Origin of the sequence: Pectobacterium polaris (assembly GCF_002307355.1) — a bacterium.
Classification (GTDB): Bacteria; Pseudomonadota; Gammaproteobacteria; order Enterobacterales; family Enterobacteriaceae; genus Pectobacterium; species Pectobacterium polare.
Genome location: NZ_CP017481.1, coordinates 1,885,658 through 1,902,492 on the forward strand (window position 1 = coordinate 1,885,658; position 16,835 = coordinate 1,902,492).

A 16,835-nucleotide genomic window follows, 5' to 3' on the forward strand; every position below is an offset into this window, starting at 1 on the left:
CATTAATCCCTTTGGAGCCGTAGCGGCTCGGTACGATCAATGATGTTCAGACTGATGATCGCGTTTATGACGGGCGTTCTGCCTGCCACCCTTGCGGGTCGACGTAAGCGATTTTTTATCAGTCGATGAATGTTGTTAACGATTGGGAATCTTAATTAACCAAATCGGTAAGGACTTTGATTTAAGGCAGTTTATGGTGCTAATCGTCGCGCAAGGACAAAATCTGTTGGGCATAATCGGATAACCGACTAAATTATTGACATAGACCTCTGCCGCGTGCGGTGGATGTGGCAAAATGTTTGCAGATTATCTGAACAGTCAGATTGCTTTAAGAGGAGTACGCCAGTGTTGGAAAAACTACGAGCGCAGATTGTGCGTCAGGGGCCGAGCTTATTAGGTAAGCCACTCAAGTTCACCCCCTTTGCGCTACAGCGTCAGGTTTTGGAACAGATGTTGGGCTGGCAGTTCCGTCAGGCGCTGGAAGAGGGCGATCTGGCATTTCTCGAAAGCCGCTGGCTGAAAATTGAGGTGCGTGATGTCGGCTTGCAGTGGTTTATGACCCTGCGCGATGGCCGTTTGGTCGTGAGCGACGCTGAGACGCCGGATGTCAGCTTCAGTGCAGACGCGAACGATCTGATTTTGATCGCCGCGCGTAAAGAAGATCCCGATACGCTCTTTTTCCAGCGTCGTCTGCGCATCGAGGGCGATACCGAATTAGGTTTGTATGTGAAGAACCTGATGGACGCCATTGAGCTGGAAGCGATGCCCGCACCGCTGCGCATTGGCCTGCTGCAACTGGCGAACTTTGTTGAAGCCGGCTTACAGGAGGGCGTAGTGCAACCAACGAATCACGCGCCAGTATCATGCTAGTTCGGGTGGAAATTCCCGTCGATGCCGCAGGGATCGACAATTTATTGCGCCGTGCTTTTCCAACGGGCGCAGAAGCAGATCTGGTTCACCAACTGCGTGAAGATGGCTTATTGACGCTCGGCGTTGTGGCGACTGACGATGAGGGTGGCGTGGTGGGCTACGCGGCATTCAGTCCGGTGCTGATCGACGGTGAGGATCGCCAGTGGGTGGCGCTTGCACCGTTGGCGGTAGACGACAGCCTGCGTCGACAGGGCGTGGGGGAGCAACTGGTCTACGAAGGGCTGGATGCGCTGAATGAATTTAGCTATACCGCCGTCGTCGTACTGGGTGAGCCAACGTACTATTCTCGCTTTGGTTTCGTTCCGGCTACAGAACATCAGTTGCACTGCCGCTGGCCGGATAGTGAATCGGCTTTTCAGGTTTACCCGCTGGCGGATAATCATGTTGTCGGTGAAGGGCATCCTGAGGGCGAAAGCAGGTTTGAAAGCACGAGCGGGCTGGTGGAATACGCCGAACCGTTTAACCGCTTTCTCTAACGTGATTCGCTAGCCGATAGCGTATCAATACATCGTGTCTGAAATGCATAGCGTCTTGGGCTGGTCTTGTACCAGCCTTTCTTTTTGTTTTTTGCTCAACTGCTTAATGCGATATTCCAGTTTCAGTGCGTCTGAGCGATCGCCCACCAGACAGTGAAACACCAGCGTTAACTCGCCTTTTCCCCGCAGCGCTTTTGCGCCTTTTCCCGTTTGATGCTGATTCAGGCGGCGGCTGACATCCGTTGTGATACCCGTGTACAGCGCCCCAGCGACCGTGCGCAGTATGTACAGATACCAGTGAGAATCTTCGGCGTGTTCAGTCATGGTGTTGTCTGTGGATTATTGCCTGTGGATTATTGTTTGAAAAAGCTGCTCGGCACAGCTAAACATAAATAGCACCTCACACCAATTGTATTTCAAACAATTAGCATTTCAAAACACTAGCATTTCAAAGAACAGGCACTACACCACATCAAGAGCCGTTATTCACCGACGTGCATTTCTTTTACGGATAGGGAAAAACGTATGACACTGAAACGATATATACCGCCTGCGCTGGCTGTGGCGTTCTCTTCTTGCTTCCTCTCACTGGGCTATGCCGCTGAACTGGCAGAGAAAGATCGGGAAACGATTGTGAACGCTGTCGCGAATTACTCAGGCCAGATGACGACCGTTGCTCAGCAAATATGGGCAAAGCCTGAGCTGGGCTATTTGGAAACCAACACCTCCCAACTGTTACAGAATGAGCTGAAAGCCGCTGGATTCAGTGTTGAAGCGGGCGTCGCAGGCATCCCAACCGCGTTTGTGGCGACGGCGGGGAAATCCGGCGGACCGGTTATTGGTATTTTGGCCGAGATGGACGCGCTACCGGGCTTCTCTCAAGCCGCGACGCCGGAACGTTCGCCGGTTGCGGGTATCGAGGCCGGACATGCCTGCGGGCATCACCTGTTTGGTGCGGGTTCGGTAGGCGCGGCAATTGCGCTGAAACAGTGGCTGGAAGCGACGGGCAAACCGGGCCAAATCCGGGTGTACGGCACGCCAGCGGAGGAAGGTGGTTCCGGTAAAGTCTATATGACGCGTGAGGGGTTGTTTAAGGATGTGGATGTGATGCTGCACTGGCATCCCGGCGATGAGAATTCTGCCTCGCAAGACTATTCGCTGGCGAACGTGAACGGTAAGTTCCGTTTCTATGGTCGCTCCGCGCATGCTGCGATGGCACCAGAGAAAGGGCGCTCGGCGCTGGACGGCGTGGAAGCGCTGAATTTTATGGTTAACGCGATGCGAGAGCATGTGCCGCAGGAAACGCGCATTCACTATGTGATTACCGATGGCGGTAAAGCGCCGAACGTAGTGCCGGATTTTGCCGAAGTGTATTACTACGTGCGTCATCCCGATCCGGCTGTGGTCGCCAGCGTGACCGATCGTATCCGTAAAGCGGCGGAAGGCGCGGCATTGGGAACCGAAACGCGTTATGAATTTGAAATTCTCGGCGGCGTGTATAGCCTGTTGCCGAACGACGTGTTGGGAAAAGTAATGGATGACAGCCTAAGAAGCGTTGGGGCACCGCAGTGGGATAAGGCGGATACGGATTTCGCCACCGCGCTACAGAAAACGTTGGATCAATCCAAACTGCCGCCGCTTTCCAGTGCCGGTCAGATCGCGCCGTACCATTTTGGTGAAACGGGCTATGCGTCGACCGATGTGGGCGATGTCAGTTGGGTGGTGCCGACGGTCGGGCTGGGAACGGCGACCTGGGTGCCGGGTGTACCTGCGCACAGCTGGCAGGCTGTGGCATCCGGCGGTATGGCGATTGGCTATAAAGGCATGGACGTTGCGGCCAAAACGCTGGCTGTCACAGGAGCGAAGCTACTGAGCGATCCCGCATTAATTCAACAGGCAAAAGCGGAGTTCGACAAGAGCCGTGGCGAGAACTTCCACTATAAGCCGCTACTGGGCGATCGAAAACCCGCGCTGGATTACCGTAAACCTTCCGCAGGGAAATAATTTTCCTGCACTGCCTGCGGTTTCTCCCTGTACTTAGGGAGAAGCCGCTATGCTTACTCTATGACATCAACCCGCAGCAGGCGGTTTCTATCCCGCGCGTGGCCCGTGGTTGACCCCTTCTTTTTCCCGGTATAAAGGGATCGTTTGGCCGACAAGGCTGTCACGGTTAATTCATCGGATGAACCTTATCTAGGGAAGTATGTGTGATAAAAATCACATATAATCACTATCTATTGCATTTCTCTTACATCAAGTGTGAATGAATGCACAAAATAGTCCGGCATGGCGTGTTCAAATGTCTGATGAGTCGTCTTTTATTTAATGAATAAATAGGTTTCTTTCGATGTCGTTCTTTCGGTGTTGAAATAATCACAGAATGAAGGGTAGAGGAAGGCTGATTGCGGTGAGAAGGATCTCGGTGCCGCTACAGGTTGTTTCGCCTGGGCGCTATCTTCAAGGAACCAAGTCCGCTCGCCAAACGTGCTGGTTTTGCACCAGTTAATGTTCAGGGCCGGTTAGACCGGCTGACGAGTTGGAGTGTTGTATGACCAAGCTGACCACGGCCGCGCAACGTGCGCTGGCGCTGATGGATTTAACCACGCTGAATGAGGATGATACGGATGAAAAAGTGACGGCACTCTGCCGTCAGGCGAACAGCCCGGCCGGAAAAACGGCTGCTATCTGTATCTATCCACGTTTTATCCCTCTGGCGAAAAAGATCCTGCGTGAGCAGGGTACGCCGGATATCCGCATCGCGACGGTGACCAACTTCCCTCATGGCAATGATGATGTGGCAATTGCTGTTGCAGAAACCAAGGCGGCAATCGTCTACGGCGCTGATGAAGTTGATGTCGTATTCCCTTACCGCGCGCTGATCGCAGGCAATGCGCAAGTCGGTTTTGAGCTGGTGCAGGCATGTAAAGCTGTGTGTCAGGATGCCCACGTGCTGCTGAAGGTGATCATCGAGACGGGCGAGCTGAAACAGGAAGCGCTGATTCGTCAGGCGAGCGAGATTGCTATTGATGCGGGTGCGGATTTCATTAAAACCTCAACCGGTAAAGTGCCGGTGAACGCGACGCCAGAAAGCGCGGCGATCATGCTGAAGACGATCCACGATAAAGGCGTGGGTGAGCGTGTCGGCTTTAAAGCGGCGGGCGGCGTGCGTAATGCGGAAGATGCCGCCATCTACCTGCAACTGGCGGACGATATCATGGGCGCGGAATGGGCGACGGCACAGCATTTTCGCTTTGGTGCATCCAGTCTGCTGGCGAGCCTGCTGAGCACGCTTGGCCACGGAACAGCGGCTCCAAAAGGCGGCTACTAATTACGTGCACATAGCGTACGATTTTGTTCACAGCAAATGTGCTTGCAGCGACAGGCTGCTGAGCCACATCAGAATTCATCAGGAGTACAGACCTTGTTTCTGATTCAAGAAATTATTCGTAAGAAGCGTGACGGAAAAACTCTGAGCGAAGAAGAGATCCGCTTCTTTATCAACGGTATTCGTGACAATACCGTCTCCGAAGGCCAGATAGCAGCGCTGGCGATGACCATCTATTTTCACGACATGTCGATGGACGAGCGCGTGGCGCTGACGTTGGCGATGCGTGACTCCGGCACGGTGCTGGACTGGAAGAGTCTGAACCTGAACGGTCCGCTGGTGGACAAACACTCTACCGGCGGCGTCGGGGATGTTACTTCGCTGATGCTGGGGCCGATGGTCGCTGCCTGCGGGGGCTACGTCCCGATGATCTCCGGGCGCGGCTTAGGACACACCGGCGGCACGTTGGATAAGCTAGAAGCGATTCCGGGATTAGATATTTTCCCGAATGATGAAGATTTTCGCCGCATTATCCAGCAGGTTGGTGTCGCGATCATTGGACAGACCTCATCGCTGGCTCCGGCGGATAAACGTTTTTACGCCACGCGTGACATTACCGCCACGGTTGATTCCATCCCGCTGATCACCGCGTCGATTCTGGCGAAGAAACTGGCTGAAGGGCTGGATGCGCTGGTGATGGACGTCAAAGTGGGGTCGGGGGCGTTTATGCCGACCTATGAGCTGTCCGAACAGCTGGCACAGGCGATTGTTGGCGTAGCGAACAACGCGGGATGCCGCACCAGCGCATTGCTGACGGACATGAATCAGGTGTTGGCTTCTAGTGCGGGTAATGCGCTGGAAGTGCGGGAAGCCGTGCGTTTCCTGACGGGGGAGAGCCGCAATCCGCGCCTGTATGATGTTACTATGGCGCTATGTGGCGAGATGCTGCTGGCGGGCGGACTGGCCAGCTCGGCGGACGACGCACATTCACGTTTGCAAGCCGTGTTGGATAACGGCAAAGCTGCCGAAGTCTTTGGCCGCATGGTCGCCGCACAGCGTGGCCCGGGCGATTTCGTCGAACACTACGATCGTTACCTGCCGGTGGCGACATTAAGTAAGCCGGTATTCGCGGCGCGTGAAGGCATCGTGACTGGGATGGATACCCGCGCGCTGGGCATGGCCGTCGTCTCGCTGGGCGGCGGACGCCGTCAGGCCACGGATACGATCGATTACAGCGTCGGTCTGGATAGCATGATTAGTCTGGGTGAGCGCGTTGATGCGCAGCGCCCGCTGGCGGTGATCCACGCCAATACGGAAGCGCAGTGGCAGCAGGCGGCGAATGAAGTCCGTGCTGCGATCCAACTGGGCGACACCGCGCCAGAAAAGACCCCGATGGTCTATCGTCGAGTGAGCGCAGAAGCGTGATCGCACAGAGCTGATTAGTGGTCGTCTTGAATTGGTTTTCCCCTGCCTCTCGGCAGGGCGTTAGCGCATAGCTGCGCAGGAGAAAAAGAATGAAACGTGCATATATTATGGTTCTCGACTCGTTTGGGATCGGCAGCAGTGCCGATGCAGAACGTTTTGGCGATGTCGGTTCGGATACGCTGGGTCATATCGCTCAGGCGTGTGCCGCGGGGACGGCGGATAAAGGGCGAAGTGGCAAGCTGCATTTGCCGAACCTGAGCCGTCTGGGGCTGGGTAAAGCCGCTGAGGCCTCAACGGGAACCTTCCCGCCAGGGCTGGATGAAAACGCAGATATCATCGGTGCTTACGCGCACGCCAGCGAAATCTCCTCGGGTAAAGATACGCCGTCGGGTCACTGGGAAATTGCCGGTGTGCCTGTCCTGTTCGACTGGGGCTATTTTAAAGATGAAGAAAACAGTTTCCCGCAGGAACTGCTGGATAAACTGGTGAAGCGCGCCAATCTGCCGGGCTATCTGGGCAACTGCCACTCTTCCGGTACGGTGATTCTGGATCAGCTGGCTGAAGAACACATGAAAACCGGCAAACCGATTTTCTACACCTCTGCGGACTCCGTGTTCCAGATTGCCTGCCATGAAGAAACGTTCGGTTTGGATAAGCTGTATGAGCTGTGTGAAATTGCCCGCGAAGAGCTGACCGAAGGGGATTACAACATCGGGCGCGTGATTGCACGTCCGTTTATCGGCGACAAACCCGGCAACTTCGAACGTACCGGCAACCGTCACGATCTGGCCGTTGAACCGCCAGCGCCAACCATCCTGAAAAAAATGGTGGATGAAAAAGGTGGCGAAGTGGTTTCCGTCGGTAAGATTGCGGATATCTACGCGCAGGTCGGTATCACGAAGAAAGTGAAGGCGACCGGCATCGATGCGCTGTTTGACGCCACGCTGAAAGAAATGGATAGCGCGGGCGACAACACCATTGTGTTTACCAACTTTGTTGATTTCGATTCCGCCTACGGCCACCGCCGCGATATTCCGGGCTACGCTGCCGCGCTGGAGCTGTTTGACCGCCGCCTGCCAGAAATGCTGTCCCGCGTGAAGGGCGACGACATCCTGATTCTGACGGCTGACCACGGCTGTGACCCAAGCTGGCATGGCACCGATCACACCCGTGAAAACGTACCGGTGTTGATCTATGGCCCGAACGTGAAGCCGGGCTCATACGGCCACCGTGACACTTTCGCCGATATCGGGCAGACGGTCGCGGCTTACTTTGGCCTGTCGCCTATGGACTACGGCAAATCGATACTGTAAAACACACCGTTTTTTACGTGAACTTGATTAATAAGGAATAAACGCATGGCAACGCCACATATTAATGCAGAAATGGGTGATTTCGCGGACGTTGTACTGATGCCGGGCGATCCGCTGCGTGCTAAGTACATTGCGGAAACCTTTCTGGAAAATGCCCGTGAAGTGAACAACGTGCGTGGCATGTTAGGGTTCACGGGGACTTACAAAGGCCGTAAAATTTCGGTGATGGGTCACGGTATGGGTATCCCATCCTGCTCAATCTATGCGAAAGAGCTGATCACCGAATTCGGCGTGAAGAAGATCATCCGTGTGGGTTCCTGCGGTGCGGTACGTGAAGATGTTCAACTGCGTGACGTAGTGATCGGCATGGGCGCCTGTACGGATTCCAAAGTGAACCGTATGCGTTTCAAAGATCACGACTACGCAGCGATTGCCGATTTCGACATGGTGCGTAATGCCGTTGATGCAGCTAAAGCTCGCGATGTTTCTGTCCGCGTCGGTAACATCTTCTCCGCCGATCTGTTCTACACGCCAGATCCGCAGATGTTCGACGTGATGGAAAAATACGGCATTCTGGGTGTGGAAATGGAAGCAGCCGGTATCTACGGTGTCGCGGCAGAGTTCGGTGCGAAAGCGCTGGCCATCTGTACCGTTTCTGACCACATTCGTACCGGTGCGCAGACCACGTCAGAAGAGCGTCAAAACACCTTCAACGAAATGATCGAAATCGCGCTGGAATCCGTTCTGCTGGGCGATAACGAGTAAGTTCACATCAGCCCGGATGTTCGCTCCGGGCTGTTTTTTCCTGTGTTTCCCTTCACATCTTTCTGTAAGCAACCTGCTGACTGTCCGCCGCTGGCGGTGCAACCGAAGGCTCGTCTGTGTGGTTCTCTGTGTGCGCTTTCTTCTCTGGTTCGAGCGGTGTTAACTGTATTTGATGTCTGAAACTGGCCTGTACGGCAGGCTGATGGCTGACGGCCAAAACAATGGTTTGTGGCAGCGTAATCCTGATGTGCTCTAACAGCTGAAGTGCTGCCGCGTCGTCGAGCTGGCTGGTGGCTTCATCCAGACAAAGCAATGTCGGGCGCAGCAGTAGCGCACGCGCAAGCGACAGGCGCTGCTGTTCGCCACCCGATAACTCCCGACTCCAGTTCGCTTTGTCGTCCAGACGAGGAACCAGCGCGGTCAGCCCGGTTTGTTCCAGCACCGCGATCAGCTGTGCAGTATCCGCTAACTGTGCCTGCGGATAACACAGAACCTGACGCAGCGTGTCCTGCGGTAAATAGGCCTTTTGCGGCAGAAACAGCGCGCGGCCCTCAGGGAAATACCACTCTCCTTGTGAGACTGGCCACAGCCCCGCCAGCGCCCGTAGCAGCGTGGTTTTTCCCGTGCCGCTGGCCGCGTTAAGCGTCGCCCATTCGCCAGCCTGAAGTGTGAGCGTTAGCGGGGAGAAATACGGCGAACCATCGGGGCGCGGTACGGACAGCGCGTTGATATGCAGAGTATGGCCTTCATGGCGCGGTGCTTCCGGCACAGGCAGTTGCTGTAAGCGGTGCTGGAATTCCCACAGGCGTTCAATCGTGGAAGACCACTGAACCAGCTGGCGATAGGCATCGATAAACCAGCCAAAGGCGTCCAGCACATAGCCGAAGGCGGATCGCGCCTGCATAATCGCCCCGAGGCTAATCTGACGTGTGAGAAACAGCGGCAGCGTAGCGAAAACCGGGATAATCAGGCTGAAGCGGAAATAGCTGGTCGTAAAGCTCTCCAGCCGGAATTCCCGCGCCATTAAGCGCTGCCAGTTTTGCACGATGGGCTGGAAATACTGCCGCATCCGCTGCTGCTCGGCGTCACTCCCCTGATAAAACGCAATCTGCTCGCTGTTATCCCGCACCCGCAGCAGCGTGGCGCGATAGTCGGCCTCTGTCCGCTGGCGTTCAATATTTAGCTTGTGCAAGCGGTGCCCCAGCAGGTGCGTCACCACGCTGGCTACTGCGGCGTAAACCAGCGCGATCCACACCAGATAGCCGTGGATCGTGATGGTGTAGCCGGCTAGCGTGAAGGTATGGACGCCGGAAAGCTGCCAGAGGATCGCGATGAAAGAGAAAAAGCGGGCGGTATTTTTCAGCAATGAGAGCAGGAGTTCGAGGCTTTGTTCGATCAGCAGGCGAATATCTTCCGCGATGCGCTGATCGGGGTTATCCAGCCCTGAGTTGAGCTGATAGTGGGCGTGATTGCGCAGCCAATCCTGCTCATACTGCTGCGTCATGGTATCGCGCCAGCGGATAATCAGCTGTTTCTTGAGCCAGTTGCCGCAGATGATGACCAGCACGAACAGCAGCGTATAGGCCAGATAGCGCACGGCCATATCGTAGACTGAGGCGTGCTGAAAATAGTCGGCCAGCGCGTCGTAAAAATCCCGACTCCAGTTATTGTACTGCACGCTGATCCACACGACGGAGAGCGTCAGGCTCATAATCAGCAATAGCAATAACCACAGCAGCGTGGCGCGTGTCGTCAGCCAGAAAGGCGCGACCAGTGAATAAAAGCGTCTAAGCGTTTGCATAATGGATGGGGCGATGGCCTGCCAGCAGACGCTGGCAGGCGTGTTCGCTTAGAAATTCCACTTCGCGGTCAGCATGAAATTACGTGGATCGCCGTAATAGTTGTTGCCGCTAAGATGGCGGTTGTTCAGGTTTAAGAAGTAGGTTTTATCCGTCAGATTATTACCCACCAGATTGAAGCTCAGGTTTTTGCTGTGTTGATAACGGATGTTGGCGTTAAACAGGGTGTAGCCGCCCTGATGCAGGCCATAAGCCCGATTAGGGTAGGTTTGCGTCTCGGTCTGTGCCGTCATACCCGCGCCAACCGTCCATTGGTTCAATTCACCCGGCAGATTGTATGAGGTGTAGAGCTTGAACATATGCTTCGGTGTGCGGGGGCTGAACTGTGCGGCTCTTTCATTCGCGCTGCCTTCAAGATATTTACTGTTAGTCAGGGTATAACCGGCCTGAATCTGCCAGCCTTCGGCCAGTTTGCCCGTGACATCGAACTCGACACCCTGGCTGCGTACTTCGCCTTGAGCTTGGGAGCAGCTTGTCCCGATCAGGCAAACTGAGCTATCTGCGACGGCTATCGCACGGTTCGCCTGAATGATGCGGAACAGCGCCAGCGAGGTATTCAGATCGCCATCAAAGAACTCGCCCTTCACGCCGGTTTCATAGTTGGTGCCGGTAATGGCTGGCAGCAGCTGACCGTTGCGATCTTTTTCGCTCTGCGGCTTGTAGATCTCGGCGTAGCTCAGATACCAGGTGTAGTTGTCGGCAAAGTCCCACAGCAGGCCACCGTAAGGCACAAATTCATTGCTGGCATGCAGGCTGCTGAGTGAGGACGTATTGCGGAAATGGTTAGTGAAATATTCGTCGTAGCTGTAGGCGCTGTAGCGGCCACCCAGAATCAGCTTCCAGTCATCCGCCAGCTCGAATCTGGCCGTGGCGAACGCGCCGCGCTGATATAAATTAAAGCGGTCGTTGTAGTGATTGCTGTAGAGACTCGTATTTGACCAGTCTGGTTCTGCCAGCGAATTCGGCTGCCAGTTGAAGATATTCACGGTGCTGGTGTTGTTGATGCGGATATGATTGTTATCGAAATTCTCTTTCTGATAATCACCGCCTACCACCAGTTCATGGTTGCGTCCCAGCAGTTCGAACGGGCCGTTCAGGCTCAGGTTGTAACCCCACTGTTCGGCCTTATTGTCGTAGCGCAGGTTATTGTTCAGCGACGAATTTCCTGTTGCCGGATTGACGCCGCTTGTGCCGTTCATGATGCCGATATAGCTGCTGTCCGCGCGGGAGTGGATATAGTTCAGCGCAGTTTTCAGCGTCCAATCATTATCGAAGTGGTGCTCCAGTTCGACAAACGGGTTAATTTTTTCAAATTCGATGCGGTTCCAGCTTGCGCCCAGATAGGTGGATCGCGGCAGGTTCAGGCTACTTTTATTGGTAGCGAACGGGATGCCATACACATCAGGCACGCCCCGGGTCTTTTGCCAGTTGATGCCGCCAGTGATCGTGGTGGACGGCGTCAGATCGTAGGCCAACGTGCCGAACAGCACTTTTCTTTCACTGTGTTCGTAATCTTTAAAGCTCTGTCTATCCTGATAGACGCCAACGAGACGGCCGCGCAGGCTGGCATCGTCGTTCAGCGGCCCAGAGACATCGAGCTCGCTGCGGTAATTATCCCAACTACCCGCGCCAACGCTGCCGGATGCCTGAAAGTTGTGGGTAGGCTGTTTGCGCACCAGATTAACGGTGCCGCCGGGTTCGCCATTGCCTTGTGACAGGCCGGACGCGCCGCGCAGGATCTCGACGCGGTCATAAATTGCCAGATCGGGCGATTCGCTGGAGGCCTGCACCGCGCCCATGTTGGAGACGCTGTTCTGGCTGGAGAAGTTCACCCCGTCTTCCTTGATATTATCCATCACGAAAGCGCGCGATTCGTATTTCACCTGATAGCTATTCTGATTGACCACGTTAATGCCGGTGGTCTGCTTCATCGCCTCATCCAGCGAGGTCATGTTCTGATCGTCCATACGCTGGCGCGTGACAACGCTCACCGACTGCGGCGTTTCTCGCGGCGACAGATTCAGCTGCGTTGCGGTGTTCATGCTGCGCGTGGTGTAGGACTGGGTGCCTTCGGTCACGCCGTGGCGGTTGACGCCCGCCACGACCAGCATTTCATCCCCCTGCGGTATTCTCTGTAAGCGCCAGACGCCGTTAGGCTGCGGAATCACCTGAAGCCCGCTTCCGGCTAGCAGAGCCGAAAATCCGCCATCGACGCTGTAATTCCCTTGCAGGGATGGCCCGGTTTTTCCGGTCGCCAGCTGTGCATCGCCGACCAGATAAACGCCCGACTGGGCGGCAAACTGGTTTAGCTGCTGGTTAAGCGGCCCAGCAGGAATCGCGTAGGTTTTGGTTGCTGCCGCGGCTGTCGTTTCTGCTGCGATGGCAGTGGAATGGACGAACAGCGGTGCGCCGCACAGCAGCAGATGAACGGCAATTGCCAGTTTGGACGGTGTGCGCTGTGTAGAGAAAAATGGAATCAATGCCATGAAAATTCGCCTTCTGACCCAGAGTAAAAATTGGTGGTTTTACTGTGAATCGAACGACAGTGGAAAAAGGGGAACTCAAAAGAGAAAATTTTTTGGCTGTCTCCTCAAAAAACGGTATCCAAAAAAACAGTATCTAAAAAAGACGGCGAGTTCAGCGCGGTTCGACGGTCACCCACCACGGAAAACGGCGATGGATGCGGACCGGGAAGGCCTGCGCCAGCATGTTCAGTGCCATGTCGGTATCGGTTAAGGGGAAGGTGCCCATCACGCGTAAATCCGCGATGGCAGGCTGGCACGCCAGATAGCCGTAGCGATAGCGGGACAGCTGTGCCACGACGTCCCCCAACGGCATGTTGTCCGCCTGGAGCACGCCGAGTGACCAGCCGGCATCGTTCTGCTGGTTGGGTACGATGTTACCTTGACCTTCGGCGTTAAAACTCAGGTGATAGCCCGCGTTGACCCGACGTGCGGCGGTGGCGTTCTTGGCGCTGACGTCGACCGCGTGTTGGTAAACGGTCAGCGTGGTGGTGTCCGACTCCTGCGCAACGCTAAAGCGCGTGCCCAGAGCCTGCAAGCGCCCTTGTGCGGTGGTGACGAAGAAAGGGCGAGCATCGGCGGCGGTATCAATCAGAATATCCCCCGCCAGCAGGGCAATTTCCCGCCTCTGGTCGCTGTAGCGGATATCAATCGCGCTGGCGGTGTTCAGCCACAGTCGGGTGTTGTCCGGTAAGGTCAGCGGTTTGATTTCCCCAACGGCGCTGTGATGATCGGCCGTCATCGCCAGCAGCGAGCCTTTTAACGGCGTGTGGCGGTAAGTCAGCCAGGACAGCAGAGAACCGGTGCTGAGCAGCGCGGCGAGCTTGAGCGCACGGCGGCGTGTCATCGGCGCAGGCTGGTGCAGCAGTGTATTCAGCGCGGGTTGTTGACTGTCGCCACGCAGCGGCTGGAAGCGCTGGCTGACCGTTTGCACGTATTCCCAGGCCTGACGATGTTCTTCGCTTTCGTCCATCCAGCGCTGCCAGTGGCGGTAGTGCTCATCGTCAGGTTCCCGATCGCACAGCTGGGCGTACCATTGGGATGCCTGTTGCAAGGCGATAAAGCTGGGTTTATTCATGAATGAACGGCCTGACCGTCCGCGTCTATCTCCGCTTCCAGCAGCACACAATGCAGCATGGCCTGCGCCATGTACTTTTTCACCATGCGTTCGGAAACGCCCAGCGCCGTAGCAATTTCCCGATAGGGCAATCCCTGAACCTGCGCCATGATAAAGGCGGTACGCACCTTCTCCGGCAGCGCACGCAGCATGGCATCGACCTGATACAGCGTTTCGAGAATGATGTTGCTGTCTTCTGCGGATAGGGCAACTGGCTCCGGCTGTTCGGCTAACGAGGTGAGCCAGACGCGCTCAATTTCCCGTTTGCGCCAGAGATCGACGCACATGCCTTGCGCCATCACGCTCAGGTAAGCCCGCGCGCCTGCGTGGCTGTCGAACTGGCGCGGTTTCAGCAAGAGCCGTAAAAATACATCCTGCGCCAGATCGGCCGCATCACACAGATTCCCCAGCCGTTTGCGCAATAGCCCTTGCAACCAGCCATGATGCTGACAATAGAGCTGATGCAGATCTGCTGAGGTATCAATATTGGCTGATGACATGTCTGGTGCCTGAAACGAAGCGATAGGAGGTCAAATTTCAGGCGCATATTAATTGAGAATGATTTTTATTTCAATGCTAAGGAAAATGTGGGTACTGATGTCGAGCGGGAAAATATCCCTCTCCGGCTGCGTAACATTAGCCGAGAGAGTCAGGCGCGCTCGGCATGCCAATGCAAATACGGCTATCAGGGGGGCGTTTAAGTAAACCAGTGGGAGACTGACCTTTAGGTTGATCATGGCGACTCAAGCTTCACATTTAACAGCGCCTTTTCCATCAACTGTCCCAGAACTGCCTGCACGTTGTGAACGGCTTGATTCTCAGTCCTTTGCTCCAGCCTAATGCCGATAGTCCCTGGTGAGGGTAAAACATTCCCCATTATGTGGAGATTGTTGGGCATCCCAATACGCGTACGCACGGTAATACCCAGCCCGGCCTGCACTGCTGCCCAGATACCGCTCAGGCTATGGCTGATAAACACCACTTTCCACGCAATACCAGCCCGGTCTAAGCTGGTTGTGGCACGTGAACGCATCAGGCAGGGGCTTTCAAGCATCACTAACGGCAAGGGTTCCCCCGTGCTAGTAGTGTGTTGATGTCCAGCTCTGGATGCTGTATCCACTCCAACTGGCACTGGTCGAGCAGTCGGCCTTCACGCGTGGTGTTCTCCGGCTGCCACAGTAGTGCCATATCAAGTGCGTTGTTATCAAGTGCGGTGAGCAGCGCTTGGTTACGATCTACTCGCGCAATAATCCGCAGCCCCGGATGGTGGCGTTTGAACTCGCCCAAAATATCAGGCATCAGCGACTCGCCAAAATCCTCCTGCATGCCAATGCGGATTTCCCCCTGCAATAGCTCACCTTTCACCGCTCGCTGCGCCTCATCATTCAGTGTCAACAGACGGCGGGCATAACCTATCAATATCTCGCCTGTATGGGTCAACACCAAGTGACGGCCCTGCTTTACCACCAGTTTGGCACCGCACTGTTGTTCCAACTTTTTTAGTTGGGCGCTTATCGCCGAGGTTGAGCGGCAAAGTCGTGTCGCAGCCAGTGCAAAGCTGCCGCACTCCATACCTGTCACAAAACTGCGTAGCGCATCGAGGTCAAGCGTCAGAGAAAGTTTGTCCATTATCGTCCTGAAATTCGGGATGGTTATTTGAAAATAATTTGATTTTCGGGATGAAACTATCGCGCCAGAATTGATCTACTGTCAATACGGAGAAAATACCATGGCGAAATCGCTTGATCGTGAAACGCTGGCCAGCGTCGCACCGAAACTGGCCGAACTGAGCATAGACACACTGTTTAATGATATTTGGAAGCGTGAAACGCTTTCCCCGCGCGAGCGTAGCCTGATCACACTGGGGGCCCTGACGGCGCAAGGGCGCGTGCAGCAGCTTCCTTGGCATATCAACTTCGCACAGCAGAATGGGTTAACCCGCGAAGAGATCGTTGAGGTTTTCACTCATCTGGCATTCTACGCAGGCTGGCCAGCGGCAGTTTCCGCCCTTGGTTGTTTGGAGGAATAAGGAAATGCCTTTCACCCGTATCACCCTGCGTCAGGGTTATAGTGACGCACAGATAAGTCAGATCTCCGATGTTCTGCAACAAAGCCTGATAGATGAGTTTGCTGTCCCGCCTGCCGATCGCTTTCAAGTGTTTGAAACGCTGCCAGCTGGCCAGCGCATATTTGACAGACATTATAAAAGTGGCGGACGTAGCGACAATTTTATGCAGTTCCATATTTTTGCGGGAAAACCTAGAACACGTGAGCAAAAGCGAAACTTCTTCCGCATGCTAAGCGAGCGACTGCATGGCGTGCTGAATATTCATCCGGATAATGTGATGGTGATAATCCAGTTTAATACTGCCGATGAATGGAGTTTCAGCAACGGCCAGATGTTGTCGGAGGAAATATTATGATTGTGATGCAATATCGCTTTACCTTACCAGCCGACTACGACATGGCTATCGTCAAGACACGCATTGTGCAGAACGGCGCTAAACTTAATGGCTTCCCTGGCCTGTTGTTTAAGGCTTATCTCATTTCCCTACGTGATGACGCTTTTTGCAATGAAAACTGCTATGCCCCGCTCTATGTATGGAAAAATGCTGAAGCGATGGCGCAGTTTTTACAGAGCCCCGGTTTTAAAAAGCTGACACTGGATTTTGGCTGGCCGCAGATCGATACTTGGCTGACGTTGCGTCTTCCAGCTATTGACGAAGTGAATAACGCTGCCTGGTTGTCGATGACAGCGCAGAACATTGCCGCGTATAGCGAGCTAGCATCATTGGCACTGGATGGGCAACTTTGTGCATGGGATGTCAGCCGTTGGCAAGTATTGCAGGTTAATTTTGGTGATGCTCCACAGGCCGAACGGGAGAATTTTCGTATTGAATATGTCGCGAATGAAGTACGGTAACTCATTGTTAGGTACATCATCTGGATAACGTCGTTGTAGATGCTTGTCACCTTGGTGGTATCTGTAGCACCCACTCCCTACTAAGCAAAAAAGCTGCTATCGCATAATGAAATAGCAGCTTTTATCAACATATTCTCTTAACTGACCAGCATGAGACCTAAGCTCCAGGTCACCCCGACA

The 16,835-nt window shown here is 54.7% G+C and carries 15 protein-coding genes and 1 pseudogene; 10 read left to right on the forward strand and 6 right to left on the reverse strand.

Annotated features, from left to right (window positions below):
• The first annotated feature begins 345 nt into the window (after window positions 1-345).
• Window positions 346-870: a ubiquinone anaerobic biosynthesis accessory factor UbiT gene (gene ubiT, locus BJJ97_RS08570; RefSeq protein WP_039312948.1), complete on the forward strand. Its 525-nt coding sequence runs from the start codon at window positions 346-348 to the stop codon at window positions 868-870.
• Window positions 864-1,406, forward strand: a complete 543-nt coding sequence (locus BJJ97_RS08575; RefSeq protein ID WP_095993650.1) for a GNAT family N-acetyltransferase — start codon at window positions 864-866, stop codon at window positions 1,404-1,406. Before ubiT ends, BJJ97_RS08575 begins: the two co-directional genes overlap by 7 nt.
• A gap of 24 nt (window positions 1,407-1,430) precedes the next feature.
• On the opposite strand, the gene BJJ97_RS08580 is transcribed toward BJJ97_RS08575, so the two are convergent.
• On the reverse strand, window positions 1,431-1,730 hold the full coding sequence (locus tag BJJ97_RS08580; RefSeq protein WP_095993651.1) for a GIY-YIG nuclease family protein: 300 nt from the start codon (window positions 1,728-1,730) through the stop codon (window positions 1,431-1,433).
• A gap of 201 nt (window positions 1,731-1,931) precedes the next feature.
• On the opposite strand from BJJ97_RS08580, the gene BJJ97_RS08585 reads away from it, so the two are divergent.
• The 5 genes from BJJ97_RS08585 (at window position 1,932) to deoD (ending at window position 8,234) form a co-directional block, all read left to right on the forward strand.
• Complete coding sequence (locus tag BJJ97_RS08585; protein ID WP_095993652.1) at window positions 1,932-3,410, forward strand: amidohydrolase; 1,479 nt, start codon at window positions 1,932-1,934, stop codon at window positions 3,408-3,410.
• Between the two features lie 544 nt (window positions 3,411-3,954).
• A complete protein-coding gene (gene deoC, locus BJJ97_RS08590; RefSeq protein WP_095993653.1) occupies window positions 3,955-4,734 on the forward strand; it encodes a deoxyribose-phosphate aldolase in 780 nt (259 codons plus the stop codon).
• Window positions 4,735-4,827: 93 nt separating this feature from the next.
• The gene (deoA, locus tag BJJ97_RS08595) at window positions 4,828-6,156 is read left to right on the forward strand and encodes a thymidine phosphorylase (RefSeq protein ID WP_095993654.1); all 1,329 of its coding nucleotides are present in this window, start codon (window positions 4,828-4,830) and stop codon (window positions 6,154-6,156) included.
• 89 nt (window positions 6,157-6,245) lie between these two features.
• Complete coding sequence (gene deoB / locus BJJ97_RS08600; RefSeq protein WP_095993655.1) at window positions 6,246-7,469, forward strand: phosphopentomutase; 1,224 nt, start codon at window positions 6,246-6,248, stop codon at window positions 7,467-7,469.
• 45 nt (window positions 7,470-7,514) lie between these two features.
• Window positions 7,515-8,234 carry a purine-nucleoside phosphorylase gene (gene deoD, locus BJJ97_RS08605; protein ID WP_039485937.1) on the forward strand — a complete coding sequence of 240 codons (720 nt, stop codon included), beginning with the start codon at window positions 7,515-7,517 and terminating at the stop codon, window positions 8,232-8,234.
• Between the two features lie 52 nt (window positions 8,235-8,286).
• On the opposite strand, the gene BJJ97_RS08610 is transcribed toward deoD, so the two are convergent.
• The 5 genes and pseudogenes from BJJ97_RS08610 to BJJ97_RS08635 form a co-directional block, all read right to left on the reverse strand.
• Complete coding sequence (locus BJJ97_RS08610; protein WP_095993656.1) at window positions 8,287-10,035, reverse strand: ABC transporter ATP-binding protein/permease; 1,749 nt, start codon at window positions 10,033-10,035, stop codon at window positions 8,287-8,289.
• A gap of 48 nt (window positions 10,036-10,083) precedes the next feature.
• Window positions 10,084-12,579 (reverse strand): TonB-dependent siderophore receptor, encoded by a 2,496-nt coding sequence (locus tag BJJ97_RS08615; RefSeq protein ID WP_095993657.1) that lies wholly within the window; start codon window positions 12,577-12,579, stop codon window positions 10,084-10,086.
• Window positions 12,580-12,730: 151 nt separating this feature from the next.
• Entirely contained in the window at window positions 12,731-13,693 is a 963-nt protein-coding gene (locus tag BJJ97_RS08620; protein ID WP_095993658.1) for a FecR domain-containing protein, read from the reverse strand.
• The gene (locus tag BJJ97_RS08625; RefSeq protein WP_095993659.1) at window positions 13,690-14,232 is read right to left on the reverse strand and encodes a sigma-70 family RNA polymerase sigma factor; all 543 of its coding nucleotides are present in this window, start codon (window positions 14,230-14,232) and stop codon (window positions 13,690-13,692) included. The genes BJJ97_RS08620 and BJJ97_RS08625 overlap by 4 nt, the downstream gene beginning before the upstream one ends.
• A 233-nt stretch (window positions 14,233-14,465) precedes the next feature.
• Window positions 14,466-15,361 (reverse strand): annotated as a pseudogene (locus BJJ97_RS08635) (LysR substrate-binding domain-containing protein).
• 100 nt (window positions 15,362-15,461) lie between these two features.
• Between BJJ97_RS08635 and BJJ97_RS08640 the strand changes: the two are divergent.
• Genes BJJ97_RS08640 through BJJ97_RS08650 form a run of 3 tightly spaced genes read left to right on the forward strand, consistent with a single transcriptional unit; the run spans window position 15,462 to window position 16,655 of the window.
• Entirely contained in the window at window positions 15,462-15,761 is a 300-nt protein-coding gene (locus BJJ97_RS08640; RefSeq protein ID WP_095993661.1) for a carboxymuconolactone decarboxylase family protein, read from the forward strand.
• Window positions 15,762-15,765: 4 nt separating this feature from the next.
• Entirely contained in the window at window positions 15,766-16,155 is a 390-nt protein-coding gene (locus BJJ97_RS08645) for a tautomerase family protein (RefSeq protein WP_095993662.1), read from the forward strand.
• Window positions 16,152-16,655 carry a DUF4865 family protein gene (locus BJJ97_RS08650; RefSeq protein ID WP_095701590.1) on the forward strand — a complete coding sequence of 168 codons (504 nt, stop codon included), beginning with the start codon at window positions 16,152-16,154 and terminating at the stop codon, window positions 16,653-16,655. The genes BJJ97_RS08645 and BJJ97_RS08650 overlap by 4 nt, the downstream gene beginning before the upstream one ends.
• Window positions 16,656-16,835: the final 180 nt, after the last annotated feature.